This window comes from Actinomadura graeca (genome assembly GCF_019175365.1).
Lineage (GTDB): Bacteria > Actinomycetota > Actinomycetes > Streptosporangiales > Streptosporangiaceae > Spirillospora > Spirillospora graeca.
In genome coordinates, this window is sequence record NZ_CP059572.1 from 4,787,220 (window position 1) to 4,810,178 (window position 22,959).

At 69.1% G+C, this 22,959-nt stretch carries 27 protein-coding genes and 1 tRNA gene; 11 read left to right on the plus strand and 17 right to left on the minus strand.

Annotation, left to right across the window (positions count from 1 at the left end):
* Positions 1-28 precede the first annotated feature (28 nt).
* Positions 29-790, minus strand: a complete 762-nt coding sequence (locus AGRA3207_RS21265) for a MerR family transcriptional regulator (RefSeq protein WP_231328795.1) — start codon at positions 788-790, stop codon at positions 29-31.
* A 156-nt stretch (positions 791-946) separates the two neighbouring features.
* Between AGRA3207_RS21265 and AGRA3207_RS21270 the strand changes: the two genes are divergently transcribed.
* Positions 947-1,153, plus strand: a complete 207-nt coding sequence (locus tag AGRA3207_RS21270) for a hypothetical protein (protein WP_231328796.1) — start codon at positions 947-949, stop codon at positions 1,151-1,153.
* A gap of 27 nt (positions 1,154-1,180) precedes the next feature.
* Here the strand turns inward: AGRA3207_RS21270 and AGRA3207_RS21275 are convergent, their stop codons facing one another.
* From AGRA3207_RS21275 to AGRA3207_RS21285, 3 genes are all read right to left on the minus strand, one after another.
* The gene (locus AGRA3207_RS21275) at positions 1,181-1,324 is read right to left on the minus strand and encodes a hypothetical protein (protein WP_231328797.1); all 144 of its coding nucleotides are present in this window, start codon (positions 1,322-1,324) and stop codon (positions 1,181-1,183) included.
* Between the two features lie 71 nt (positions 1,325-1,395).
* On the minus strand, positions 1,396-1,659 hold the full coding sequence (locus AGRA3207_RS21280; protein WP_231328798.1) for a hypothetical protein: 264 nt from the start codon (positions 1,657-1,659) through the stop codon (positions 1,396-1,398).
* Positions 1,660-2,077: 418 nt separating this feature from the next.
* Positions 2,078-2,911, minus strand: coding sequence for a DUF5753 domain-containing protein (locus tag AGRA3207_RS21285; protein ID WP_231328799.1), 834 nt, complete (start codon positions 2,909-2,911; stop codon positions 2,078-2,080).
* A 179-nt stretch (positions 2,912-3,090) separates the two neighbouring features.
* Between AGRA3207_RS21285 and AGRA3207_RS21290 the strand changes: the two genes are divergently transcribed.
* Complete coding sequence (locus AGRA3207_RS21290) at positions 3,091-4,149, plus strand: GlxA family transcriptional regulator (protein ID WP_231328800.1); 1,059 nt, start codon at positions 3,091-3,093, stop codon at positions 4,147-4,149.
* Positions 4,150-4,161: 12 nt separating this feature from the next.
* On the opposite strand, the gene AGRA3207_RS21295 is transcribed toward AGRA3207_RS21290, so the two are convergent.
* The 7 genes from AGRA3207_RS21295 to AGRA3207_RS21325 all read right to left on the minus strand — a co-directional run bounded on the left by AGRA3207_RS21295 (position 4,162) and on the right by AGRA3207_RS21325 (position 11,017).
* A complete protein-coding gene (locus tag AGRA3207_RS21295) occupies positions 4,162-4,719 on the minus strand; it encodes a GNAT family N-acetyltransferase (protein WP_231328801.1) in 558 nt (185 codons plus the stop codon).
* A 317-nt stretch (positions 4,720-5,036) separates the two neighbouring features.
* Positions 5,037-6,614 (minus strand): fused response regulator/phosphatase, encoded by a 1,578-nt coding sequence (locus AGRA3207_RS21300; RefSeq protein ID WP_231328802.1) that lies wholly within the window; start codon positions 6,612-6,614, stop codon positions 5,037-5,039.
* Positions 6,604-8,337 (minus strand): ATP-binding response regulator, encoded by a 1,734-nt coding sequence (locus tag AGRA3207_RS21305; RefSeq protein WP_231328803.1) that lies wholly within the window; start codon positions 8,335-8,337, stop codon positions 6,604-6,606. The genes AGRA3207_RS21300 and AGRA3207_RS21305 overlap by 11 nt, the downstream gene beginning before the upstream one ends.
* 7 nt (positions 8,338-8,344) lie before the next feature.
* On the minus strand, positions 8,345-9,382 hold the full coding sequence (locus AGRA3207_RS21310; RefSeq protein ID WP_231328804.1) for an ATP-binding SpoIIE family protein phosphatase: 1,038 nt from the start codon (positions 9,380-9,382) through the stop codon (positions 8,345-8,347).
* Positions 9,370-9,780, minus strand: coding sequence for an ATP-binding protein (locus AGRA3207_RS21315; protein ID WP_231328805.1), 411 nt, complete (start codon positions 9,778-9,780; stop codon positions 9,370-9,372). Before AGRA3207_RS21315 ends, AGRA3207_RS21310 begins: the two co-directional genes overlap by 13 nt.
* A complete protein-coding gene (locus tag AGRA3207_RS21320; RefSeq protein WP_231328806.1) occupies positions 9,777-10,166 on the minus strand; it encodes an STAS domain-containing protein in 390 nt (129 codons plus the stop codon). Before AGRA3207_RS21320 ends, AGRA3207_RS21315 begins: the two co-directional genes overlap by 4 nt.
* On the minus strand, positions 10,166-11,017 hold the full coding sequence (locus AGRA3207_RS21325) for an STAS domain-containing protein (RefSeq protein WP_231328807.1): 852 nt from the start codon (positions 11,015-11,017) through the stop codon (positions 10,166-10,168). The genes AGRA3207_RS21320 and AGRA3207_RS21325 overlap by 1 nt, the downstream gene beginning before the upstream one ends.
* Before the next feature lie 696 nt (positions 11,018-11,713).
* On the opposite strand from AGRA3207_RS21325, the gene AGRA3207_RS40275 reads away from it, so the two are divergent.
* The 4 genes from AGRA3207_RS40275 to AGRA3207_RS40280 all read left to right on the plus strand — a co-directional run bounded on the left by AGRA3207_RS40275 (position 11,714) and on the right by AGRA3207_RS40280 (position 12,963).
* The gene (locus AGRA3207_RS40275) at positions 11,714-11,935 is read left to right on the plus strand and encodes an excalibur calcium-binding domain-containing protein (protein ID WP_420830916.1); all 222 of its coding nucleotides are present in this window, start codon (positions 11,714-11,716) and stop codon (positions 11,933-11,935) included.
* A gap of 156 nt (positions 11,936-12,091) precedes the next feature.
* Positions 12,092-12,265: a hypothetical protein gene (locus tag AGRA3207_RS21330; RefSeq protein WP_231328808.1), complete on the plus strand. Its 174-nt coding sequence runs from the start codon at positions 12,092-12,094 to the stop codon at positions 12,263-12,265.
* A 46-nt stretch (positions 12,266-12,311) separates the two neighbouring features.
* Positions 12,312-12,548 carry a hypothetical protein gene (locus AGRA3207_RS21335; RefSeq protein ID WP_231328809.1) on the plus strand — a complete coding sequence of 79 codons (237 nt, stop codon included), beginning with the start codon at positions 12,312-12,314 and terminating at the stop codon, positions 12,546-12,548.
* Positions 12,523-12,963 carry a DUF6939 family protein gene (locus AGRA3207_RS40280; RefSeq protein ID WP_420830761.1) on the plus strand — a complete coding sequence of 147 codons (441 nt, stop codon included), beginning with the start codon at positions 12,523-12,525 and terminating at the stop codon, positions 12,961-12,963. Before AGRA3207_RS21335 ends, AGRA3207_RS40280 begins: the two co-directional genes overlap by 26 nt.
* A 59-nt stretch (positions 12,964-13,022) precedes the next feature.
* Here the strand turns inward: AGRA3207_RS40280 and AGRA3207_RS21340 are convergent, their stop codons facing one another.
* Positions 13,023-13,490, minus strand: a complete 468-nt coding sequence (locus tag AGRA3207_RS21340) for an NUDIX domain-containing protein (protein WP_231328810.1) — start codon at positions 13,488-13,490, stop codon at positions 13,023-13,025.
* Positions 13,491-13,514: 24 nt separating this feature from the next.
* Positions 13,515-14,741, minus strand: coding sequence for a helix-turn-helix domain-containing protein (locus AGRA3207_RS21345; protein ID WP_231328811.1), 1,227 nt, complete (start codon positions 14,739-14,741; stop codon positions 13,515-13,517).
* A 153-nt stretch (positions 14,742-14,894) separates the two neighbouring features.
* Between AGRA3207_RS21345 and AGRA3207_RS21350 the strand changes: the two genes are divergently transcribed.
* The 4 genes from AGRA3207_RS21350 to AGRA3207_RS21360 all read left to right on the plus strand — a co-directional run bounded on the left by AGRA3207_RS21350 (position 14,895) and on the right by AGRA3207_RS21360 (position 17,467).
* Positions 14,895-16,010: a radical SAM protein gene (locus tag AGRA3207_RS21350; RefSeq protein ID WP_231328812.1), complete on the plus strand. Its 1,116-nt coding sequence runs from the start codon at positions 14,895-14,897 to the stop codon at positions 16,008-16,010.
* Positions 16,007-16,138, plus strand: a complete 132-nt coding sequence (locus tag AGRA3207_RS39865; RefSeq protein WP_268248267.1) for a hypothetical protein — start codon at positions 16,007-16,009, stop codon at positions 16,136-16,138. Before AGRA3207_RS21350 ends, AGRA3207_RS39865 begins: the two co-directional genes overlap by 4 nt.
* A 74-nt stretch (positions 16,139-16,212) precedes the next feature.
* Positions 16,213-16,974: a hypothetical protein gene (locus AGRA3207_RS21355; RefSeq protein WP_231328813.1), complete on the plus strand. Its 762-nt coding sequence runs from the start codon at positions 16,213-16,215 to the stop codon at positions 16,972-16,974.
* Positions 16,975-17,092: 118 nt separating this feature from the next.
* Complete coding sequence (locus AGRA3207_RS21360) at positions 17,093-17,467, plus strand: hypothetical protein (protein ID WP_231328814.1); 375 nt, start codon at positions 17,093-17,095, stop codon at positions 17,465-17,467.
* Positions 17,468-18,173: 706 nt separating this feature from the next.
* On the opposite strand, the gene AGRA3207_RS21365 is transcribed toward AGRA3207_RS21360, so the two are convergent.
* The 3 genes from AGRA3207_RS21365 to AGRA3207_RS21375 all read right to left on the minus strand — a co-directional run bounded on the left by AGRA3207_RS21365 (position 18,174) and on the right by AGRA3207_RS21375 (position 19,829).
* Positions 18,174-18,247 (minus strand) — tRNA-Pro (locus AGRA3207_RS21365).
* Between the two features lie 47 nt (positions 18,248-18,294).
* Entirely contained in the window at positions 18,295-18,933 is a 639-nt protein-coding gene (locus tag AGRA3207_RS21370) for a class I SAM-dependent methyltransferase (RefSeq protein WP_231328815.1), read from the minus strand.
* Positions 18,933-19,829 (minus strand): metallophosphoesterase, encoded by an 897-nt coding sequence (locus AGRA3207_RS21375; protein ID WP_231328816.1) that lies wholly within the window; start codon positions 19,827-19,829, stop codon positions 18,933-18,935. Before AGRA3207_RS21375 ends, AGRA3207_RS21370 begins: the two co-directional genes overlap by 1 nt.
* A gap of 93 nt (positions 19,830-19,922) precedes the next feature.
* Here AGRA3207_RS21375 and AGRA3207_RS21380 point away from each other — a divergent pair, with 93 nt between their 5' ends.
* Entirely contained in the window at positions 19,923-20,378 is a 456-nt protein-coding gene (locus AGRA3207_RS21380) for a GatB/YqeY domain-containing protein (protein WP_231328817.1), read from the plus strand.
* A gap of 45 nt (positions 20,379-20,423) precedes the next feature.
* Here the strand turns inward: AGRA3207_RS21380 and AGRA3207_RS21385 are convergent, their stop codons facing one another.
* Complete coding sequence (locus AGRA3207_RS21385) at positions 20,424-22,748, minus strand: penicillin-binding protein (RefSeq protein WP_231328818.1); 2,325 nt, start codon at positions 22,746-22,748, stop codon at positions 20,424-20,426.
* Between the last annotated feature and the right edge of the window lie 211 nt (positions 22,749-22,959).

A 22,959-nucleotide genomic window follows, 5' to 3' on the forward strand; every position in this document is an offset into this window, starting at 1 on the left:
CCCCCGGGACGGACACGGTACGGGACCGTCAGGATGCGGCCAGCCGCCCGAGGAACTCGTCGATCGCCGCGCGGACCTGCCGGTCCATCGCCCGCGCGAACCCGGCCTCGACCGTGACCTGGGCGCCGGGGCGCAGCCGCGCGAGGGTCCCGGTCAGCTCGCCGAGGTCCTGGTCGCCGACGCGCCCGACGACGTGGGTCGCGATCAGCCGGACGAACACGGCGGCCAGGTCGTCCATGCTGCGCTGGAGGTCCCGCCCGACCGACAGCACCGCGTCCAGCGGGACCCCGGCGCGGACGAGCGTGGCGGTCGCGTCGAGCTGGCGGCGGCTCCAATGGGTGACGCGGTCGCCGTCCACCTCGATGACGCCGAGCGCGGCGGCCCGCTCCAGCGCGCCGGTCCCGTCCTCGTCCGGGAACAGCGCCTCCAGCTCGTCCCGCGACATGGTCACCGGGACCTCGTGGGACCACGGCGTCGTCACCGCCTGCGCGACGCCGAGCACGGTCCCGATGTCGCGGCCCTGCTCCCACGCCGCCAGCAGCTCCCGGATGCCCTCCAGGGTGTGGCCGCGCTCCAGCAGGCCGCCGATCATGCGGAGGCGCGCCAGGTGCTCGTCGGAGTAGAGGCCGACGCGGCCCGAACGGCGCGGCGGCGGCAGCAGCTTGCGCTCCTGGTAGTAACGCAGCGTCCGCACCGGGACGCCGGCGGCACGCGCGAGCTCGCCGATGCGGTATTCACGGATCCCGTCGTCCGGCGGGCCGCCCGGCCCGTCCGCCACCACGTCGCTCACGCCGCCAGCATAGTTCGCGGGCAGGCGCGTCCGCCGTGCCGCGCAGTGGCGGCCGCAGGGCATGCACGAGGGGAACGGCACCGCGATGCGCACGTCGGAACCTGCGTTACCCTCGGCCGGGGCCGTGAACCCCCAGCCCAAGAAAGAGGCAGTTCGATGTCGAAGACCCGTTCCACCCTGCTCGCCGCGGCCGTCCTGGTCGCCGGGCTCGGCCTCACCGGATGCTCGGAGAAGCGCTGGTGCGAGCACGACGCCACCGATACGAAGGTCAGCGACCGTTTCTGCAAGAACAACACGCCCGGCTACGAATGGGAGTCGGGCAGCGGGCACAAGAAGAGCAAGAAGACCAAGAAGAAGCACTGATCCCGCGGCGCGGGACCGGGCGTGCGGCTAGGTGACGCGCCGCGCGTTCATGGTCTTGCGTGGTCGGCGGCGGCGCTGCTCGTCCGGTGCCTGCGCCGCCTCGGCGGCGATCAGGTCGCGGAGCGTGCGGGGGACGATGTCCTCGCGCCGGTCGGTGAACGGTGAACGCATCGGATCTTCCCTTCCCGTGGAGTCTTCCGTGGCGTGCTCGTGGCCTGTCGGGTGGACGGGGCGGCCGGCGCTCAGGCCGCCGCCGCGTACGCCGCGGACACGGTGCTGAGAGCCCAGCGCATCCTCGCGGCGTAGGACTCGGGGTGGTCACCGGCCTCCTGGGCGACCAGCGCGGCGCAGATGGAGCGATCCCCGTCGCAGGCGCAGAGGCAGGCGTAGATGGCGGTGCGGACCTGCTCGGGGGACGGGTGGTCGGAAGCCTGCAGCCCGGAGCTGAACAGGACCTGGGCCAGGTCGGAGTTGCTCATCGAGGCGAGGCTCAGCGTGTTCGACATCGTGTGCCTTCTTCCTGCGGAGGGGTCCTCATTCCCCCTTCTTGCTATCTACGACTCTGACGGCAGGCGGGACTCATCGCCATCGGGGAAAACCCCCATCCGTGGTGGAAACTTCCCCCTAGGGGACCCGTAGGGCTTACCCCACCCCTGATAACGGCGGTGCCCTCACCACGGCAGAACGGAATGATTCATTCCGCGTTGCTCTACTGTTCTGACCTGCTGGTCCAGGGATCTACCCGACCTCGGGACGCGAGAACGACGCGGCGTCCACAGGGGAGCCGCCCGAGGGTTGCGGCGGTATACGGACGCCTTCTATTCGAGATTAGTACCGCACTGCAAATCCGCGTGGTGAAGGGTCCGCGGAGGGACGCGCGCCGCCCGGAGGCGGGGGACGCGCGCGCCTCCGAGCGGCGGCGGGTCAGAGCCTTCGTAAGAGGTCCGCGAGCAGGGTCCGGCTCGCGGCCGGTGGCAGCGCCTCGCCCTCGAGCCGCCGCCACGTCCGTGCGAAGACCTCCATGTCGGCGGGTTTGTCGAGATAGAGCGCGGAGGTGAGCAGTTCGATGTAGACGACGTCCGGGAGGGTGCGCTGGTGGAAGCGCAGCACCGTGAACGGGCGCCCGGCCGAGACGATGGACGTCCGGCCCGCGGGGACGATCTTCAGCTCGACCGGGGCGGACTCGTCCACCCGCATCAGATGCTCCACCTGTGCGCGCATGAGGGTCTTCCCGCCGACGAAGCGCAGCAGGGCCGCCTCGTCCACGATCGCCGTGAGCGTCCGGCGCGGGGAGCGGGCGAACAGCCGCTGGCGCATGAGCCGGAGGGCGACCCTGCGCTCGGTCTCCGACCGCGCCGTCCCGCCCCGGATCTGGTCGCGGATCGTGAGGCTCGCGCGCGCGTACTCCTCGGTCTGCAACAGGTCGGGGATCTGGCAGGGATCGTAGGTGCGGATGGAACCGGCGGCCTCCTCCAGGTCCAGATAGGGATGGGCCCAGGACGGGATCACGTCGCTGTAGCGATGCCACCACCCGCGCGCGTTGGCCTCCCGGGCGAGGCGGAGCAGCGCTCCGCGCTCCGCGTCGTCGGTGACCCCGTACAGGACGAGCAGGTCCGCCACGTCCCGTTCCTTGATCGCGGTACGTCCCAGCTCCATGCGGCTGATCTTGGAGTGGCTGCCGCGGATGGCGTACCCCGCGTCCTCGCGGGAGACCCCCTTGCGCTCGCGGAGCCGGCGCAGCCTCGCACCCAGCAGCATGCGCCTGACCGTCGGCCCCCGGACGTGGGCGGCCGGCCCCCCGTCTCTCAAACGCCCCTCCTCGGACTAGAGGTGGCACGTGCAGATGCACGTGCATCGGAACAAGCTTCGCACGTTCCGACGGATTCGGAAGGGTGTTTAGGGGTGGCCAGATCGCCGATCCATGGAAGAATCCGGCCATGCACCGCGTCGTGGTCCTGGCCCTCGAAGGCGTGTACCCGTTCGAGCTGAGCATCCCGATCCGGATCTTCGGATCCGCCGAATCCGCGTCCGGAGAACCTCTCTACGAGGTCCTGACCTGCGGACTCGACGACGGGCCCGTCCGGGCCAAGGCCGACTTCTCCATTGCCGTCCACCACGGCGCCGAGGTGGTCGGCACCGCCGACACCCTGGTCATCCCGCCGTTCGGCCATGGCCCCGAGGACGAGATGGACTGGTACCCGCCGCCCCTCGCCGCCGCCCTCGCCCGCCTCCGCCCGGGGGCCCGCATCGTCTCGATCTGCACCGCCTCCTACGCCCTGGCCGCCGCCGGCCTGCTGGACGGCCGCCCGGCGACCACCCACTGGAACCAGGCGGCCCGCTTCCAGCGGATGTACCCCAAGGTCAAAGTCGATCCGGACGTCCTGTTCGTGGACGACGGCGACGTCCTCACCTCGGCCGGGGTCGCCGCCGGCATCGACCTGTGCATGCACATCGTCCGCCGCGACCACGGCAGCGAGGCCGCCAACCGGGTCGCGCGCCGCTGTGTCGTCCCCCCGTGGCGCGAGGGCGGGCAGGCCCAGTTCATCGAGCGTCCCGTCCCCGGGCCGTCCGCGGCCACGACGTCCGCGACCCGCGAATGGGCGCTCGCGCGCCTGCACCGGCCCCTCTCGCTCACCGAGCTGGCCGGTCACGCCCGCATGAGCGTCCGGACGTTCTCCCGGAGATTCCGGGACGAGGTGGGCATGACACCCGGCCAGTGGCTCACCCAGCAGCGCGTCGAGCTGGCACGCCGCCTGCTGGAGACCACCGACCTGCCGGTGGACCGCATCGCGGACGAGTCGGGCTTCGGCACGTCCGCCTCCCTCCGGCAGCACCTGGTCGCCACGATCGGTGTGCCGCCCTCGACGTACCGCCACACGTTCCGCGCCGTCCTGACGGACCGCGCCGACGGGACCGACCGTACCGACGGGACCGACCGTACCGACGAAACCGACCGCGCCGAGGAGCCCGTGAGGGCCGAGGAGCCCGTGAGGTAGGCGGCCCGCCGCTCACGGACGGGGGAACTGCGTGGTCCCACTCGTGATGGCCCACCGCTCGTGGTCCATCCACGTGCCATCGATACAGATGAAGTCCGGCGAATAGCCCTCATTGCGGAAATTCAGCCGCTTGACCAGATTCAATGAGGCGATGTTACCGGGCTGGATGTCGGCCTCGACCCGATGCAGCCGCAATTCTCCGAACGCATAGTCCAGGAGCAATCCGACGCCCTCGGTCATGTAACCCAGCCCGGCGGTGGACGCGAACGCCCCGTACCCGATCACCCCGCGATGGTAGGGGTGCCGGACGATCTCGTTGAGATTAACGAAACCGACCATTTCCCCGCTCTGGCGGAGGCAAAGGACAAAGCCATCCGCCACGGTCTGATCGAACCGGGTCAGGTACGTGCGGAACTCGCCCGGCGTGCCGGGGACCACGATCCAGGGACGGTGCAGGGCCCGGCTCGCCTTGACACCCGCGATGAATTCGCCCTGGTCGGTGGCCGTCACCCGGCGGAGCGCGACCCTGTTCCCCTGACGCAGGTACGGGGCCTTCGTCTCCCTTCTCACGGTCACAAAGGTACACCCGCGAGTATTCGACCGTCCGAGATGCTGCTTCCGACCACATTGCCCTGACGGCAAGCCCGGATGGCCACTGGCCACCCAAGAACACGACCGTCTCGCCGGAGTACCGCACAGCAGGACTTCCATAACCGTACGGCGAATATTCTGTCGTTGCCGAGGCCGTTTCTTTTCCCGTATGCGGCTACTTCGCGTCGGCTACCTCGGCGTCGGCGGCACCGTCCACGAGGCGCCGCCCGGGGTGATCACCGTCCCGCGTCCCGGCGAGCCGCCCCCCACCCCCCCCGAAACGACATCGGCGGGGGTCAGGCGGGGTCGCGGCGCAGCACGATGAGGGCGACGTCGTCCTCGCGGTGCCCGAACTCGTCCAGGACCTGGTCGCAGTATTTCTCCAGGTCGTCGTCCAGCGGCATCAGCCGCAGCCGCTCCAGGTTGTCGGTCAGCGGGACGTCGCGGTCCTCGATGAGGCCGTCGGTGAAGAGGGCGACCACGCCGCCGGGCGGGATCGCGGTGCGTTCGATCCGCACGTCGCTGAGCGGGAAGCCGAGCAGCACCCCGCCGCCCTCGCCGAACCAGGACCGTCCGCCGTCGTGGAACAGCGGCGGCAGGTGCCCCGCGCTGGCGATCTGGAGGTCGCCGGTGGCGGGGTCGAGCGTCATCAGGCAGACGGTCGCGGACTGGTCGTCGTGGTAGCGCTCGAACACGCTGTTGAGCCGGACGAGGATCGTCTCGGCGTCGTGCCCCTCGTCGGCGAAGGCGCGCAGCGCGTGCCTGACCTCGGCCATCACCGTCGCGGCCCGCAGCGAATGGCCCTGGACGTCGCCGATGGCGATCAGCACGTGGCCGCCGAAGTCCAGGACCTCGTAGAAGTCGCCGCCGATCTCGGCCTGGTCGCTGGCGGGCTCGTAGCGGACGGCGAACCTCCAGCCCGGCACGTGCGGCGACCGGGTCGGCAGCAGGCTGCGCTGGAGGGTCAGCGCGAGCGCGTGCTCCTCGGCGTAGGACCGCAGCGCCTCCACGGCCAGCGCGACGGTCTGGCCGAGCTGGCGGAGCAGGTTGGTCTCGTCCTCGCTCATCGCGTCGCGGCGCTGGATCCCGATGCAGATCGGCGGACGGCCGGACTTGGTCCGCGACAGGACGAGCACCACGTCGCCGTCCGCGGCGTTGTCCGGCAGGACGCTGACCAGGGACTCCTGCGCGACCGTCGCCACCGCCGACCCGGTGTCCTCCCCGAGGGGCACCAGCTCGCCGAGCCGCCGGAGCGTGTCCGGGGGGCTCGTCCTCGGCCACGGCGGCCTGCCGGGGTCCAGGCACACCGTCCGCCGGAGCCGCCCGTCCACCGGCAGGATGAACGAGGCCGCGGCCACGCCGAAGACCTCGGCGGCGCCCACCGCCGCGGCGGTCGCGAGCTGGTCGAACGTCTCGGCGGAGTTCACCGCGAGCGTCGTGCGGGTCAGGCTGGCCAGCCGCTCCGCCATCCTCTCGGCGCGCCGCCGGGCCAGGTAGTAGCGCAGCACCGCCGCGGTCGTGGCGAGGAACTCCTCGGGGTCGATCGGGTCGGTGAGATAGGCGTCGGCGCCCTGCTGGAGGCCGTAGGTGCGGTCGGACGTCGCGATCGCGGTGGCGGAGATGTGGATGACGGGCAGCGCCGCGGTCCGCGGGTCGGACTTGATCCGCTCGCAGACCTCGATTCCGCTCATGTCCGGCAGCCGGACGTCCAGGATCACCAGGCTGACGTCGTGCTCGGCCAGCTTCAGCCAGGTCTCGGCGGCCGACCCCGCCTCGATCACGGTGTGCCCGGCGCGGCGCAGCCAGCTGCTGATGATGTAGCGCTTGGCGGGGGTGTCGTCGACAACGAGGGCGGTCGCCCGGTCAGTGTCCATCCGTTCCCCTCGCGGACTCCACGGCCTGGTGGACGGCCTCGCTCAGAGCGTCGCGATCCAGCCGCGCCTTGTCCACCGTCGCGTCCGCCCGGTCCGCGCGGGGGTCACCGAGCACCCGCAGGTCCACGTCGGTGAGCAGGACGACCGGGATCCGCGGCGGCAGCCGGTCCAGCACGTAGAGCCCGTCGGTCTCGGGCATCCGCAGGTCGAGCAGCACCACGTCCGGAGGGTCGGCCTCCACGCGGGCCAGCGCGGCGCGGCCGCCGGACGCCTCGCTGACGCGGGACGCCGACCCGGCCAGCAGGTCGCGCAGCGCGTTGCGGCCGTCCTCCTCGTCGTCCACGATCAGGACGTGGCCGACGTTGAGCTCGCGGCGGACCGGCGCCTGGCCGGCCGGCAGCCGCAGCGTCACCGTGGTGCCCTCGCCGAGGGTGCTGCGCAGGGCGAGGTCCCCGCCGAGCAGCTTCGCGAGCCGCAGCGCGTAGGGGAGGCCGAGTCCGGTGCCGCCCTGCGTGCCGGGCGTCTGGTAGAACTCCTCGAACACCCGCTGCTGGTGCTCGGGCGCGATTCCCACGCCGGTGTCGGCGACATGGACGACCAGTTCAGAGTCCACGCTCTCAACGGTGACACGCACCTCACCCTCTGTGGTGAATCGGAGGGCGTTGCCGATGAGGTTCCGCAGAATCCGGGTGAGCATGTCCGGGTCGGTGGTCAGCCGCACCGGATCGGGCGGAAGGGCGATGTCCAGGGTGACCCCCGCTTGGGCGGCGGCCGGGCCGAGCTGGGCGGCGACCTCGTCGAGGACCGTCCGCGGATCGGTCTCCGCTGGCTTGGGCACGAGCGCCCCCCGCTCCGCCTTGGCGAAGTCGAGCAGCTCGTTGACCAGGCCCAGCAGCGTCTGCCCCGAGTCCGCGATCAGCTCCACCTGGTGGTGCTGCTCATCGCTCAGGGGGTCGGCCGAGCCGTCCAGCAGCAGCCGGGCCAGGCCGATGACCGAGTTGACGGGCGTCCGCAGCTCGTGGCTGACGTTGGACCAGAACCGCGTCCTGGCCTCACCGAGCTCACGGAGCTGCTCGCTCTTGTCGTCCAGCTCCGCGTAGAGGGCGACGACACCCCGGTTCGTCTCCTCCAGCTCGTTGGAAAGCTGGTTGTACAGGGCGAGCACGCCCCGGTTGGTCTCCTCCAGCTCGGCGTTGAGGACATGCAGCTCCTCACGCCGGCGCCGGACGTCGTCCAAGGCTTCGATCAGCTCGGCGTTCTGCGCCCGCAGCTCCTCGGCCGCCGAGATCGGCATCAGCTCGGTGAGCCTGGCCTGGACGGCGTTCAGCGCGTCCTCCGCCGGTGCGGGCAGGTCGGCTCGCAGCCGCTTGCGCAGCCGGACGACGGTCCGCCGCCCGCCGTCGTCCTCCTCCGCCTCCTCGACCGAGTCGACCAGCCGCCCCGCCGCGGCGGTGCCCTCGCCCGCCCGGCGCCCCCCGGCGGGCGAGCCGAACGCGAACTCCGCGACCAGCGTCGGCGACGGGACGGTCACGACCAGGAACCTGACGGCGACAGGGACCACCGCCGCCGTCAGCTCACGGCCGACCTCGCTGACAGCCGTGCCCATCCGGACCTGGTCGGAGGCGTCGAACCCGAGCGCCGCCGCGGCCTCCCGCCCGGCGCGCCGCACCGTGGAGACGTCCTCGGGGTCGCGGATCTCGAAACGCCGCAGCTCGCGCTCCACCGGCCGCTCACCCGGCCCGGACCGCGACGATCGAGGCGTCGTCGTTGCGCACCCCGGCATCGCGCAGCAGGGTCGCGGTGACGAGCATCGGCCGCCGCGTGAACAGCCCCGGGTAGTCCACGGGGCTCCAGCGCTGGTTCAGACCGTCCGAATGCAGCACCACCGTGGCGTCCGGCGGCAGGTCGTAGGCGTGCTCGCGGATCGTCCGGGCCTGGTGCCCGGCGATGCCGGGAACGGAGATCATGCCCCGCCGGCGCTCGGGGTCGACGATCCACCCGGCGATGTTGCCCAGCCCCGCGTACCGCACCCGCCCCGCGGCGAAGTCGATCTCCGCGACCGCCACCGCCCCGCCCCGGGTCGGCGCAAGCCTCCGGTGGATCTGCGCGAGCATCGCGCCGGGCCCGGCCGCCAGATCACTCTGCCGCACCGCCCGGACGGCCTCCGCGGCGGCCCGCTCGGCGAGCGCGCCGTGGCCGAGGCCGTCACAGAGCATCACGTGGGTCACGCCGTCACCGGTGTGCACGGCGTACCCGTCGCCGCAGACCTGCTCGCCGGGCTTCGGCTTGGTCAGCCCGGAGTGCCCGCCCGCGGTCTCGTGACCGGGCTCGACGGCGAACCGCGCGGTGAGCACCGACCCGCGCCGGGGGATCGAGTGCAGGTCGCTGCTGTCGGCGAGCCTGGAGATCGCCCCCAGTCCCAGGCCGAGCGTGCCGCTCGTGGAGTACCCGTCGAGCATCGACCGCGGCACGTCGGCGATCCCCGGGCCGCTGTCCACGCACACGAACTCGATCGCCGCGACCCCGCCCGCCCGGGCGACCCAGACCCCGATCATCCCATTGACGGCGTGTTTGTGCAGGTTGGACGCGGCCTCGCTGACCGCCAGCGCGATCTGCGCGAGCCGGTCCTCGGAGAACCCGAGCCGCCCGGCCAGCGCCGTGACCCGGCGGCGCACCCCCGCGACCGCGCTCAGCTCCTCCACCCGCAGCCACAGCGTCTCCTCGGCGGACGGGCTGACCGACCACCCGGCCCCGGTCAGCGGCGCCATTTGGTCACCGTGACCGTGGTGCCGACGCCGACGGAGGTCTCCAGTTCGAAGGCGTCCACCAGCCGCCGCGCGCCCGCCAGCCCGAGCCCCAGGCCCTGGCCGCTCGTCCAGCCGTCGGTCAGCGCGAGATCCACGTCCGGGATGCCCGGCCCGTCGTCGTGGAAGACGATGCGGACCCCGGCCTTGCCGCGCTCGTCGGTCACCTGGCTCACCCGCGCGACACCGCCCCCGCCGTAGACCAGCGTGTTGCGGGCCAGCTCGCTGGCGGCGGTCACCACCTTGGTCTGGTCGACCAGCGACAGCCGCGCGGCGCCGGCGGCGGCCCGGGCCGCCTGCCGCACCCGCACCACGTCGTCGCCGGTCTCGATGGGGATCTCGGTGTCGCCGGACGCGGTCACCGAAGGTCTCGCAGGGCCTTGGCGGTCCTGCTCACGCCCCGGGAGTTCAGCAGCACCAGGCCCTTCTCCAGGTCCAGCGCGGTACGCACACCGCCCAGCGACAGCCCGAGCTCCACCAGGGTGATCGCCACGGCCGGCCGCATGCCGACCACGACCGTCTCGGCGTCCAGCAGCCGCGACATGGAGGCGATGGTGGCGAACATCCGCCCGATGAACGAATCGACGATCTCCACGGCGGTGATGTCGATGATGACCCCGCGGGCGCCGGTCGTCACGATCCGCTCGGCCAGATCCTCCTGGAGCGCCAGCACGGACTGGTCCTGCAGGTCGATCTGGATCGACACCAGCAGGATGTCCCCGATCTTCAGAATGGGCACACGGTCCATCAGCCCCGGCCTCCGATGACCAGCTCGACCCCGCTCTCCCGCAGGGCGTGCGCGAGCGCGTCCGCCAGCGTCGCCTTGGTGACGATGTCGGCGAACTCGATGCCCAGCGTCACGATCGTGTGCGCGATCTGCGGCCGGATGCCCGAGATCACGCATTCGGCGCCCATCAACCGGGCCGCGACCACCGTCTTGAGCAGATGCTGCGCCACCTCGGTGTCGACCGCCGCGACCCCCGTGATGTCGATGACGGCGTAACTGGACCCGGTCTCCACCAGCGTCTGGAGCAGCGTCTCCATCACCACCTGCGTGCGCGCGGAGTCCAGCGTGCCGATCAGCGGCACCGCGACGATCCCGTCCCAGAGCTTCACCACCGGCGTGGACAGCTCCAGCAGGCTCTCCGCCTGGTCGGTGATGACCTGCTCACGGGCCGCCGCGAAGGTCTCGAACGTGTGCAGCCCCAGATCGTCCAGGACCTTCGAGAACAGGACGAACTCCCGGTACGCCTCGGCGTCCGCCTCGGTGGCGTCCTCCAGCACCGCGAAAACTGCCTGCTTCAGGGCGAAGATGCTGATCGCTGTCTCGGTCGGGCTGAAACCCTGCCGGGCCCGCGACCTCGACAGATCCGCGAGGACGGGCCGCAACTCCTCTGCCGCGGCACCCCCGCCCCCCTCAGCCGCCTGCCGCGTGACGAGCTCGTACAACTCCCCGAGCTCCTGGCGCAACTCCCGCTCGGTGATACGGCCGCGCACCGAGGAGCCGACCTCGTCCACCCAGCGCCCGAGCACGTCGTCCCGATGCTCGGCAAGCAGCTGCGCGATCCGCGCCTGTCCCGCTGAACCCGACTGGGTCACTGAGTTCCCCCATATAGTCATCAACCGCCCAAGACGTAAAAGAGACTAGCGTCTCGCCCAAAACCCCGCCCACCACCAGACCCGCCACCCCCCCCGCCACGCAAATGATCACCAAGTCTCAGCCACGCCCCTAGGACCGCCCTACGGGAACACCTCACATGCCGGTCGGCCGCCGACCGACCGAACGGAGCACCCCGCACCAAGACCCTCACCTGGAGGCCACTCGTGCTGAAGGTGCGGCCGCTGGGGGCATCAAAACAAAGGTGACCTGCTAAGACGCGGGGAAAGATGCTTCCGAGAGGCCGCCACCCAGACCGCTCCGGCAGACCGGCCCGCGCATCCGCGAGGCGGTGGGACGGGGCCCGGCTTCATCATCCAAGAAGCAAGGTGGCCGGATGATGACATTTGCCCGAGAGCGCGTGAACGGTCCACGGGCAACAGGCGTCTCACATGCACCGTCAATTTCGACTTCTGCAATGGGAGGCCCAAAGCGTGTATCCGCCGCCATCTCCACAGATGCCGCCACCCCGCCAGCAGCATCACATTCCCGCCACTGGAGTCATTGTCCTCGCTGCGATGTGTCTGTTCGGTGGTATCGGGATCGGCGTGAGCAGTTGCGGATCGGACAACGGGACAGCGGTTTCCGCCGACTCACCGGTAACACCTGTAACGGTCACGGTGACCAGGACAGTGACGATGAAGTCGGCCGGTCTCCCATCGGAAGTGCCGACGACGCGGAAGCCGAAGCCGCGTCCCAAGCCGAAGGTGACCCACACGCCCGTAGCACCGAAAACCGACCCGCGGTTCGGGACGTGCACGGCGGCGAAAGCGCGCGGATATGGCCCGTACGTCGAGGGCGTGGACCCCGAATACCACTGGTACATCGACCGGGATAGCGACGGAACCGTCTGCGAGTAAGGACCCAGCAAAACCCTCGTCCAAGAGGACTTGGAGCTCGGATCAAACCAGCGAGCGATCAACGCAGCTTTCAGCATCTGCCCGGAAGGGGTCCCGCGCCCGCATAACAGGTTGCCGTCGTAGCACTTCCCGGCCGACCCGGCGAAGAGAAGAGCCATGCTCCGATCGACCTCGGCATCGCTGGTGGTGCTCGTCCTGGTCGGCTGTGGTTCCTCGGACGGTGGCGAACCGGTACCTGCGATGGCCGCCGACGGCACGAACGTGCGCACCTGCCACGACCTGAAGTGCGAGGTCTTCGTGCCGAGCCCGGTGACCTTCCCGATCGACTGAGGTTCGGCCCCGACAAGTTGAGCATCTCGGTGGTCGGTCCCACACGGTGACGGTCAAGGCCACCGGCGCGGGCCTGCGGCTGAGGGCGCTGCTCGACCGCAAGGTGCCCAGGGTGCTCAACGGCATCGAGATCCACCTCATGAAGGTCACCAAGGGCGCGGCACTGCTGCGCGTCTTAAACTCCATGACGAACGACGCGACCCAACATCGTCCAGAACACCGCCGAGCCGACCCCCCTTGCGACTTTGCCCTGGGCGGTGCGACCGGGCGCCGAGCGCAGTGAGGACGGCCGTCACAAGAGCATCCCGGCGTCACACTCAGGGCCGTCCGCCGCCGAACCTACTTGTCGGCTTACCGATGGGTCTTTCGAATACCGCGTCGCTGATCTGGTCGAGCCGCTCCGCGACAAGGAGGAGGTCATCCTCCTGGACTACACCACCAACGGCGACATCACCGATCCCGTCAGCCCGCTCTCCCACGCCGCGCTCATCCAACTTCACATAGAAGACCGCTGGCCCCCAGGAGACGACACAGAGGCTTCCGGAACAGTCAGTGATCGAAAGGCAAGACTGATCCACGGGGCTGCCGCGCTGCTGTTCACGTCGGAGGCGTTTTTGGTCATGACGGCCCTGCGGCCGGGACGGCACGGTCAGTACATCGAAAGGTGCACCCCTCACCAGGTCTTTCACCGCATTTAGGGCTCGAACCGACGCCATCTTGGACTCGGCCGTGCCGGTCGCTATCGTTTGGTCTTCGCTCAGATGCGCTCGCCGTGTTCGAGATACCGGGTACTGCCGTCGCTGCGCGCGGCGTGGGCGTGGAGAAGACGGCGAGCAAGACGCGGGATGGTCAGGTCGTGGATCTGGGCGATGTCGTGGAATTGGCAGCCGACCAATTCGCCGGGTTCAAGGCGGAGGGCATCGAGTTGCTCGGTGGTGAGGACGCCGCCGTCGAAGAGGAAGAGGACCTTGTCGCCCTCAGCCGGGTTGGGGGCCCAGTCGGCGACCAGGAGTCGTCCGATCTCCGGGCGGATGCATAGTTCTTCAGCGACTTCGCGCTTGGCGGCCTGGTAGGGGGTCTCGCCGCGCTCGACGTAGCCGCCGGGGATGTCGCGGTAGTCCTTGTAGGACGGCTCGACCAGCATGATGTGGTCTTGATCGTTGAAGAACAGGACACCTGCCGCCGCTCGAGCGTGGGCGAAGGTTGCCGCCGGGTCATCGGTCACGGGAGTTGAGCGTAGGAGATTGGGCTAGATGATGCTCATCCGGCGAGCGAGATCAGCCAGGAGGCGGCTTCTCTTGCCGGTAGTAGTGCCGCGGAGTTGGTGGACGAGGTGGCGGCTCATGACGTGGGCGTGGACCTGTTCGGCGGCCCGGCGCTCAGCGGCGAGCAGTTCACTGATGGCCTCATCGACCTTGTTACGGGCCCGGTAGACGTCGACGACTTCAAGGCTGTGGCGGACCGAGCGTTCGACGGGTAGGTGGGTGGTGGTGATACCTGGAATGAGGTCGAGTGCGGTGGGGACATCACCCAGCGCCATGGCTACAGTGACGCGGTGGATGCGCACGTTCGTGGGGCCAAACGCCGTCCACAGGTGGTTGGCGTCCGCGCCGAGTGCGTCGGCCAGCTGCTCGGCTCGTTTCACGTAGCCCATTGCATCGGCGCGGTGGTGGGCGCGGGCAGCGGCGACGGCTCCGGTGAGTAGCAGCGTTCCGTGGATCGACAGCAGCGTAGGCGAGAGATCAGCATGCTGGTGCTGTAGGTATCGCGACGCGTGTTGGGCCATTGTCGCTGCCTCGTCGAAGCGGCCTTGGGAGTGCAGTGCGTGGATCACCGAGCGGAACAGCGACCCAATGATCGTGGGGTCTGCGGTGCGTTCGGCCGCTGTAAGTCCGCGCTGAGCGGCGATCCAGGCCAGGTCGGCCTCACCGAGCTTGGTGAGCAGCATCGCGGCCGACTGGTTGGCAAGGGCGGCGAGCCGATCGGCGTTAGGCCGCTGGTGCCCGCGGGCTTCCCTGGCAGCGAGGTGGGTCTGGGTGAGCAGCGTGGGCAGGCGGGCGAGCAGCTGTCCGTAGCGTGAATGCTGGTAGGCGGCCATCACTATTGCCACATCGCGACGAAGTACCTCCAGCCGGGGCGGTTCGGGCTCTGCTTCGATCGCTGCCAGCAGTGGGGACAGTTGCCGGTAGTCGGCGAGCGTAGAACGGACGGCGCTGACGTCCAAGTGGGACGGCTCACGACGCATCGACTCGGCAGGCTGTGGGCCGATGATGTCGAAGACGGAGATGCACAGGGCATCGGCGAGTGCCCTGATGATCGAGAGTCTGTCCAAAGCTGCACGGTCATTTTCGATCTTACTGAGCCAGTCTTCGGTCCGACCGACCAGGCCGGCCAAGACCTCTTGGGAGATGCCCCGCCGGACGCGGTGCCAGGCCACGCGCTGCCCCGGTGATAGGTGCTGCAAGTGATCGGACATCACAGCCTCCTGTCAGGCGACCCCGGAATTTCTTTCCGGGTCGCATCCCTCTTGCGGTTTTAATGTCTTGGACGTTGCGCAGCAACGCGTCCGACGGATTCGAGTCGAGGCGATCGGATTCGAGTCGAGGCGATATGTAACGGGACGGGCCAGATGTACCAATTAATCGCAAGTCCATTCCTAGGCGGCTTCCTGGTACTGATGCCGGGGGAGACCCGAGGAATCAAGATTTCGCAGGCGGCCTACCGGGCACTTGCCGACGCCGAAGTACTTCCTGATTGGCTGACGGCAGCCGCCCGGACCACCTGGGGGATCGACCTTCGCGGGCAGCGGTCCGGCGATCACCTGCTCCTTCGCTGCGAGTCGAACCACGGGTTCGGTAAGGCGACCTATGAGCTGAATCTTGGCTGCAACTACGACTGCGAGCACTGCTACCTCGGCCTCAAGACCTTCGATGGGATGGGCTGGCCCGAGCGTGAGCGCTTGCTGGAGGCGATCCGGGATGCCGGCGTCTTGTGGCTCCAGCTCACAGGTGGGGAGCCGATGGTGGATCGGCTGTTCGCCGCCGTCCACACCAAGGCCTACGAACTGGGCATGATGGTGGAGATCTTGACCAACGGCTCCCGGCTGGCCGACCCCAAAATGCTCGACCTGCTGACGACCCACAGGCCGAGCAAGATGAGCCTGAGCGTCTATGGCGCTACAGCGGAGACCTACGACGGCCTCACCCGACGGCCAGGCTCCTTCCGCAAGTTCATGCGCGGGCTGTCGGCGGCGCACGAGGCCGGCCTCCAACTGGATCTGAGCCTGATCATCACCAACCGCAATGCCCATGAACTCCACCTCATGCGCCAACTGAGCGAAAGGTTTGGGCTACGACATCGCGAGTACGCCAACATCTCCCCGACCATCCACGGCGGTGCTGAGAGCCTGCCGTCCCAGTCACCCCAGTTCCTGAGCAAGCGGGCACCCTTTACCGGCTGCGACGCCGGACACACGTCGTTCCACGTCGACCCGTTGGGCCGGGCGAGCATCTGCAAGATCGGCCGTGACCCCAACATCGACCTGGTACGCGAGGGACCACAAGGGCTCCAACGCCTGGGCGGCATCAGCGACGACCTGCTGCGCCGCCGGGGCGGATGCACAGGCTGCACGCTCCAGGGCACATGTGGGACGTGCATGCCGCTGGTACAGCTCTACCGCAATGCCAAAGCCCCGCTGGCCACCTACTGCCAGCACCAAGAGCCCCGAGAGGAGCTACCCCGGTGAGCATCACGATCGAGGTGCAGGACGGCCCCGCGACAGAGGAAGCAGTCGTCGAGATCGTCGAAGATGTCAACGACGCAGCCGAATACGCGATCGGCCTTGGCTGCGGCGACGACAACCCTTACCAATGACGACGCGTAGGGCACCGCAGCACGGCCCCTCGCCCATCCCCGTAGGCGAGGGGCCCCTCCAGTACGGTTCCGATGTGACCGAACGGCTCCCCTGGCACCAGGCGCAGGCACTGATCGAGAAGCACACTGGGCCGGTGATCACTGCTCGCCCGGTCAGCGAGGGCTTCAACTCCGAGATCGCCGTGGTCATCAACGACACCACATTCGTCAAAGGACTGCGCATCGATCACCCGCGCGCCTGGACCCAAGAACGTGAACGCCGGATCAACCCGCACATCCAAAACGTCTCGGCTCCGCTTCGATGGACGGAGATCACAGGTGGCTGGGACCTCAACGGGTTCGGCTTCATCGACGGCCGTCCTGCATCCTACGAGCCGTCCAGCCTCGACCTCGACCTCATCATCGCCATGATGGCTCACTGTCCACACGCCCCTGACGGTGTCGAACTCAAGCGAGCCGAGCAACGCTGGTCGAGCTACAGCGACCAAGCCGAAGAGTTCGCCGGCGACTGGCTCTCGCACACCGACTGGTCACCCGCCAACATCCTCATCGGCAGTGACAAGCGGGCATATATGCTCGATTGGGCCTGGCCCACCAGAGGGGCTCGCTGGATCGACTCTGCCTGCTGGATCATCTGGCTCATCGCCTGCGGACACCATCCGGCGCAAGCACAGGCCTGGGCGTCCAAGATTCCGTTCTTCGCCGCCGCACCCGCCGACGCGGTGACAGCTTTCGCCAAAGCACAGGCCGCGATGTGGGAAGACATCGGCGACCACGCACCCCATCCCGGGCTTGCCGCAGCAGCAACTAGCTGGGTCAAGCACCGAACCACCTAACGCACCCCCTTAACCCGGTGCGCCAAGAACGCTGGAAGGACACATGGCCCTCTAGGTCCATCCCTCGACAACACTGGTTCCTCCTCACCGCGAGGAAGCGGTCCTCATCGACAACGCCATGGTCGACCTCGTCCGTGCCATCTGGGCGAGGCGCTGGCAAACCGCTGCCTGCTGCCAGGACACAGGCGAGGCGGTCGAAGCCGAACGCAACGCTGTAGAGCCTGTCGGCGAGCCGACGGGCAACTCTGGTTTCATCGAGTACTACCGCGGGTGGGCCTGGCTCAAGATGCCGCGCGGCGATGCGCTTGCCCTCCTCAGCGATCTGGCGGCCGATGACCAGTTCCGCGAGTTCGTCACCACCCGATGGGCCCAGGGCTCCTGGCGTCTCCACACGCCCGTCGTCTGGATGGGCGAGCGATTCACGACAGCCGCCTTCGTCCAGATCTACTTCCCGTCGAATCAGATCATCGCTCTGACGAAGGTACTCATCTGAACGAATGATGCATCAACCGCCTGCGTGGGCGCTGGACGGCAGTGAGCGGCTCACCTTGGGGGCTTGCGGCGTCTCCCGTGTTCAGTTACTTCGACTTCCTCCTGTTCGACTTCCATAGCGCCCTCATCCACGACTACGGGCCCGGACCCGTCGGCTGCCAGACCGGCGGCTGACACACCCACGCCCCCATGACACTGCACGTATTGGCGGAGATCGTCACCGACTTGCGTATTCAGGGCGAGCAGGCGTGACCGCTGGACGGAATCCCAAATGGGTACTCGGCCAGTGGCGTGTGCGGTGGCCGGATCAGGGTTGGACTTCTCATCAGCAGCCGAGAGACGCTCCCCACGGTGGTGGACGACGGGGCCACCTCCGCCCGAGAAGGACGAGGACGTCGATCCTGCCGAGCACGGCCGTGGCTTGGTTCTGGCCGACGCGTACGCCGGCGAGACCGACCAGGATGAACGCACCGACGGCCACGCCGCCTGGGCCCTGATCAATTACTGAGACCAGGATGCGCGCTGCACGCCCTGGTGCGCGTCCTATACCGACATTCCTAGTCGGCAGTCGTGCGTCCGTGGCTCGTCTCCCCGGAACGCACCGGCGCACGACACCTCATCCAGCCGCCCTGACCCGGCTGCGCCGCCTTAATGCCTTGAGGCCGGTCTCCTGGAGGGAGAACCGGCCTCTGACTTGCATCTTTGTGTCGGGGTGGCGGGATTTGAACCCACGACCTCTTCGTCCCGAACGAAGCGCGCTGCCAAGCTGCGCTACACCCCGGTGGTGGCTGCCCGGGAGTCGTACGTGCTCCCGGCGCCTCAACCACCTTAGCGGATGCTTGGGGGTGGTGCGTCCTCAATATTGGCCGGCTTGAGGGCTGTGAAGCCGGTCACGGCGCCGCTGGGGGTGAGGCGGATGTCGGTGAGGCCGGAGGAGGTGAGCCATCCGCGCAGGTCGGCGGTGGTGCCGCCGGGGCCGAAGAAGGAGTGGCCCTGGAGCATGGTGATCAGGCGGTCGCGGCCGGCGCCGCGGACGACGGTGGTGCCGCGGAGGGTGCCGCCGGGGCGGAGGACGCGGGTGAGTTCGCGGACGGCGTTCTCAGGGTCGGGCAGGCAGTGGAGGCCGTTGTAGGTGACGCAGAGGTCGAAGGTGCCCGTGGGGAAGGGGAGGTGGTCGATGTCGGCCTGGACGAGGGCGGCGCCGCGGCCGCGGGCTCGGTCGAGCATGGTGCGGGAAAGGTCTGCGGCCACGTGGCGGGGGTTGTCGCGGATGGCCAGTCCGCCACCGGACGGGATGTCGAGGGTGAGGGCGTCGGGGTCCAGCGCCTCGATGCTCCTGCGGAGGTGCCTGATGTCGTAACCCCAGATCAAGCGGGCGGCGACGCGGGAGATGGGGCCGTTCTGGACGGCGAAGTCGTAGATCGCGGCGGGTAAGCGGTCGGTCTTCCAGCGTTCGCGGATGTCCATCAGCGTGGCACCAGGGTGAGGAGGGTCGCCTCGGGTGGGCAGCAGAAGCGCATGGGGGCCATCGGGGACGTTCCAAGGCCGCCTGAGACGTGCAGCCAGGAGCCTTGGTGCCGGTGGAGGCCCTTGACGCGGGGACGGTCGATGCCGCAGTTGGTGGCCAGGGCTCCGTAGAAGGGGACGCATACCTGGCCGCCGTGGGTATGGCCGGCGAGGAGGAGGTCGTAGCCGTCGGCGGCGAAACGGTCCAGGTTGCGGGGTTCCGGGGAGTGCATGACGCCGAGGTGGACGTCCGCCTGGGGGTCGACTGGGCCCGCCACTTTGTCGTAGCGGTCGCGGTTGATGTGGGAGTCGTCGATGCCGCCGAACTCGACGTCGAGCTCGCCCACCTTGAGGCGGCCGATGCGGTTGTCGAGGTCGAGCCAGCCTGCGGCCTGGAGGGACGAGCCGAGCTCGCGGTACGGGAGGTCGGGTTCGCGGGGGCTGCGCTTGTAATCGGACTTGCTCGTCCGCCAGATGTAGCGGAGGGGGTTCTTGAAGACCGGCGAGTAGAGGTCGTTGGAGCCGTACACGAAGACGCCGGGACGGTCGAGGAGGGGCCCCAGCGCCTCCAGGAAGGGGCCGATCGCGTCGCGGTGGGAGATGGAGTCGCCGGTGTTGACCACAAGGTCGGGTTCGAGCGCGTCCAGGGATCGGACCCAGCGGATCAGGCGTGACCGGCCGGGCGTGAGGTGCGCGTCCGAAATGTGCAGGATCTTTACCGACGGGCGGCCCGGCGGCAGCACCGGCACGTCGAAGCGGCGGAGACGGAACCAGTTCCGCTCGATCACCGAGGCGTACCCGAAGGTCGCGGCGCCCGCGCCCAGGAGGCCCAGCGGCACGGCGTAGATCTTTCGCACTGTTCTCCCTTCCCAGGACTCCATGGTTCCAGACAGGGGCACCCCACGGTAATCCTGATGAGGCAAGTGGGCCGGGACGGGCATGATGTGACCATGAGCGCCCTGAAGGAGAAGCTGGAGACCGATCTGTCGGCCGCGATGAAGGCCCGCGACGAGGTGCGCACGCGCACCCTGCGGATGGCCCTCACCGCGGTGAAGAACGAGGAGGTCGCCGGCAGGCAGGCCCGCGAGCTCTCCGACGACGAGGTCGTCAAGGTGCTCACCCGGGAGGCGAAGAAGCGCCGGGAGGCGGCCACCGCGTTCGGCGACGCGGGACGGGCGGAGCAGGCGCAGGCCGAGCGGGACGAGGGGGCCGTCCTGGAGGAGTACCTGCCGGCCCAGCTGGGCGACGAGGAGCTGACCGCGCTGGTCGCGGACGCGATCGCCGCGACGGGCGCCGCGGGCCCGCGGGCGATGGGGCAGGTCATGAAGGAGGTCAACCCGAAGGTCGCCGGACGCGCCGAGGGCGGCCGCGTGGCCGCGGAGGTGAAGCGGCAGCTCGCCACCTGACCTGCGAGACGAAGAAGGGCCCGGCTGATGCCGGGCCCTTCGTCGTCAGTTGGGCCAGGGCCAGCCGCCGCCGTCCGGCGGACCGTGGGCGTCGCCCTTCTTGCGGCCGTTGCTCACGTAGAGGATGACGGTGGTGCCGGGCGGGACCTCGGTGCCCGCGTCCGGGGAGGTGGACACGACCGTGCCCTTCGGCTGGTCGGAGTCGACGGATCCGGAGGCGACCTTGACGGTGAGGTCCGCCTCCTTGAGCTTGGCGGTCGCGGCGGCGACCGTCTCGCCCTTGACCTTCGGGACGCGGGTGGTGTCGCCGAAGTCGCGGGACGGGGTGCTGAAGCTCGGCGCGGGCGTCCCGGCCAGCGCGTTGCGCATGCTCTGCTGCCACATCCCGCCGGGGATGTCGGCGCCGTAGACGCCGTAGACCTTGTACTGCCAGGGGCCGCGGAAGTCCCAGTAGGCGGTGGCGGCGGCGAGGGTCGGGGTGAAGCCGGCGAAGACGGCGCAGGTGAACTCCTCGCAGGTGCCGGTCTTGCCCGCGGCCGGGCGGCCCAGGCTGCGGCCCGCGGCGGTGCCCTTGGTGAGGACGCCCTGGAGGATCGAGTTCACCTTGTCGGCGACCGCCTCGTCCACGGCCTGGTGACAGTCCTGTTTGGGCAGCTTGACCTTCTTGCCGTCGGCGTCGATGACCTCGGTCACCGAGAGGGGCGCGCAGTACTTGCCGCGGGCGGCGAAGCCGGCGTACGCGGCGGCGAGGTGCACCATGTCGATGTCGTTGGTGCCGAGCACCTGGGACGGCGCCGGGTACAGGGCGTTGCCGTTGCCCTGCTTCATCCCGAACTTCTCGGCCATCTTGACGGCGTTGCAGACGCCGACGCGCTTCTCCAGCTGGGCGTAGAAGGTGTTGACCGAGTGCCAGGTCGCCGACTTGAGGTTGAAGTTCCCGGCCTCGCTGTCACCGGCGTTGGACAGCGTCCAGTTGCCGCCGCCCGCCATGTCGTTGTCGTACTTCTTGCCCTGGTACGTCCCGGTGTACTTGCAGGGGGCGAAGCCGTTGACGCTCGTCGTCTGCGGGGAGTTGATGCTGGTGTTGACCGGGATGCCCTGGTTGAGCGCGGCCGCCAGCGTGAAGACCTTGAACGTCGAGCCCGCCGACACGCCGTTGCCGCCGCCGTGCAGCGCGTCCGCCGGGAGGTTGATGGTGGTGCGGCCCTTGCCCGCGCCGAACCGCTTGCTCAGCCCGATCGCGCGGATCCTGCCCGTGCCGGGCTCGACCATCGCCTCGGCGCCGACGCGGTTGCCGCCCGGCGGGACGTGCCCGCGCAGGGACTGGTCGACGGCGCGCTGGTCGTCCATGTCCAGGGTGGTGCGGATCGTGTAACCGCCGCGGTTGAGCTTGTTGACGACGTCCTGCCGCTGCTTCGGCTTCAGCTCCCAGTACTTGCCGTTGGACAGGATGTTGAGCATGTCGTACTTCACGTACTCGCAGAAGTACGGCGCCTTGCTGGACTCACAGCCGCCCACCGGGTCGGTGCGGTTCAGCAGGATCGGCTTCGCGGCCTCCTGGTCGGCCTGCGTCTTGGTGATGTGCTTGAGCTCCGCCATCCGGTACAGGACGGTGTCGCGTCGCTTCCGCGCGTCCTTGGGGTTCCGGATGGGGTCGTACGCGGTGGGGTTCTGGGTGATGCCCGCGAGCAGCGCGGCCTCGCCGAGGGTCAGCTTGGACGCGGGCTTGCTGAAGTAGCGCTTGGACGCGGCCTGCACGCCGTACGCGCCGGCGCTGAAGTAGGCCACGTTCATGTAGCCCTCAAGGATCTGGTCCTTGGTCATGCGCTGCTCGATGTCGAGCGCGTAGCGCAGCTCGCGGAGCTTGCGCGCGACGGTCGGCGCGGTGACCTCGCGGTACTCCTCCTGCGTCTTGGCGCTGTCGACGAGCAGGTTCTTGACGTACTGCTGGGTCAGCGTCGAGCCGCCCTGCGTCTGCTCGGACTCGACGTTGGACGCCAGCGCGCGGATGGTGCCCTTCAGGTCCAGCGCGCCGTGCTCGTAGAACCGCGAGTCCTCGATGTCGACCATCGCCGTCCGCATGATGGGCGCGACCTGGTCGAGGCGGACGGACTCGCGGTACTTGTCGAAGAACGTGGCGACGGGCTTGCCCGAGGCGTCGTACATCACCGTCTTCTCGGACGGTGGTGTCGTCCTGAGTCGGCTGTCCATGTCCTCGAAGTTGTTCGCGGCGTCGCGCGCGGTCAGTCCCGCGCTGCCGACGCCCGGCAACGCGATGAACGCGACCAGGACGCCTGCGACGACACCCGCCCCCAGCAGCCGGACGAGCGTGGAGAGGGCCTTACCCCGATCTGTCTTCGCATCGAGCACGGGATCTAGAGTACGCGGGACGACCAGTGCAATCAGGACAGGTCCCCCTCGGGTGCACCGATCGGCGCTCGTCCGTCCGTTCTGTCCCCGTCGTGACAACCTGCGCCATGTCTGGCGCGTCAACTACAGGTAACTAGTCCGTTCCGGCGGTATGGCCCCGGTGGGCTATATCGAGAATGGGCCCATCGGGGACTGTTGAATCGTCCCTCGC

Excerpts from the sequence above, each read along its gene's own strand:
- AGRA3207_RS21300 (WP_231328802.1), bottom strand. The coding sequence starts at position 6,614 with ATGGACACTGACCGGGCGACCGCCCTCGTTGTCGACGACACCCCCGCC.
- AGRA3207_RS21270 (WP_231328796.1), top strand. The coding sequence starts at position 947 with ATGTCGAAGACCCGTTCCACCCTGCTCGCCGCGGCCGTCCTGGTCGCC.
- AGRA3207_RS21275 (WP_231328797.1), bottom strand. The coding sequence starts at position 1,324 with ATGCGTTCACCGTTCACCGACCGGCGCGAGGACATCGTCCCCCGCACG.
- AGRA3207_RS21380 (WP_231328817.1), top strand. The coding sequence starts at position 19,923 with ATGAGCGCCCTGAAGGAGAAGCTGGAGACCGATCTGTCGGCCGCGATG.
- AGRA3207_RS21280 (WP_231328798.1), bottom strand. The coding sequence starts at position 1,659 with ATGTCGAACACGCTGAGCCTCGCCTCGATGAGCAACTCCGACCTGGCC.
- AGRA3207_RS21285 (WP_231328799.1), bottom strand. The coding sequence starts at position 2,911 with ATGCTGCTGGGTGCGAGGCTGCGCCGGCTCCGCGAGCGCAAGGGGGTC.
- AGRA3207_RS21350 (WP_231328812.1), top strand. The coding sequence starts at position 14,895 with ATGTACCAATTAATCGCAAGTCCATTCCTAGGCGGCTTCCTGGTACTG.
- AGRA3207_RS21345 (WP_231328811.1), bottom strand. The coding sequence starts at position 14,741 with ATGTCCGATCACTTGCAGCACCTATCACCGGGGCAGCGCGTGGCCTGG.
- AGRA3207_RS21370 (WP_231328815.1), bottom strand. The coding sequence starts at position 18,933 with ATGGACATCCGCGAACGCTGGAAGACCGACCGCTTACCCGCCGCGATC.
- AGRA3207_RS21320 (WP_231328806.1), bottom strand. The coding sequence starts at position 10,166 with ATGGACCGTGTGCCCATTCTGAAGATCGGGGACATCCTGCTGGTGTCG.
- AGRA3207_RS21310 (WP_231328804.1), bottom strand. The coding sequence starts at position 9,382 with ATGGCGCCGCTGACCGGGGCCGGGTGGTCGGTCAGCCCGTCCGCCGAG.
- AGRA3207_RS21290 (WP_231328800.1), top strand. The coding sequence starts at position 3,091 with ATGCACCGCGTCGTGGTCCTGGCCCTCGAAGGCGTGTACCCGTTCGAG.
- AGRA3207_RS21330 (WP_231328808.1), top strand. The coding sequence starts at position 12,092 with ATGCTCCGATCGACCTCGGCATCGCTGGTGGTGCTCGTCCTGGTCGGC.
- AGRA3207_RS21360 (WP_231328814.1), top strand. The coding sequence starts at position 17,093 with ATGGTCGACCTCGTCCGTGCCATCTGGGCGAGGCGCTGGCAAACCGCT.
- AGRA3207_RS40275 (WP_420830916.1), top strand. The coding sequence starts at position 11,714 with ATGAAGTCGGCCGGTCTCCCATCGGAAGTGCCGACGACGCGGAAGCCG.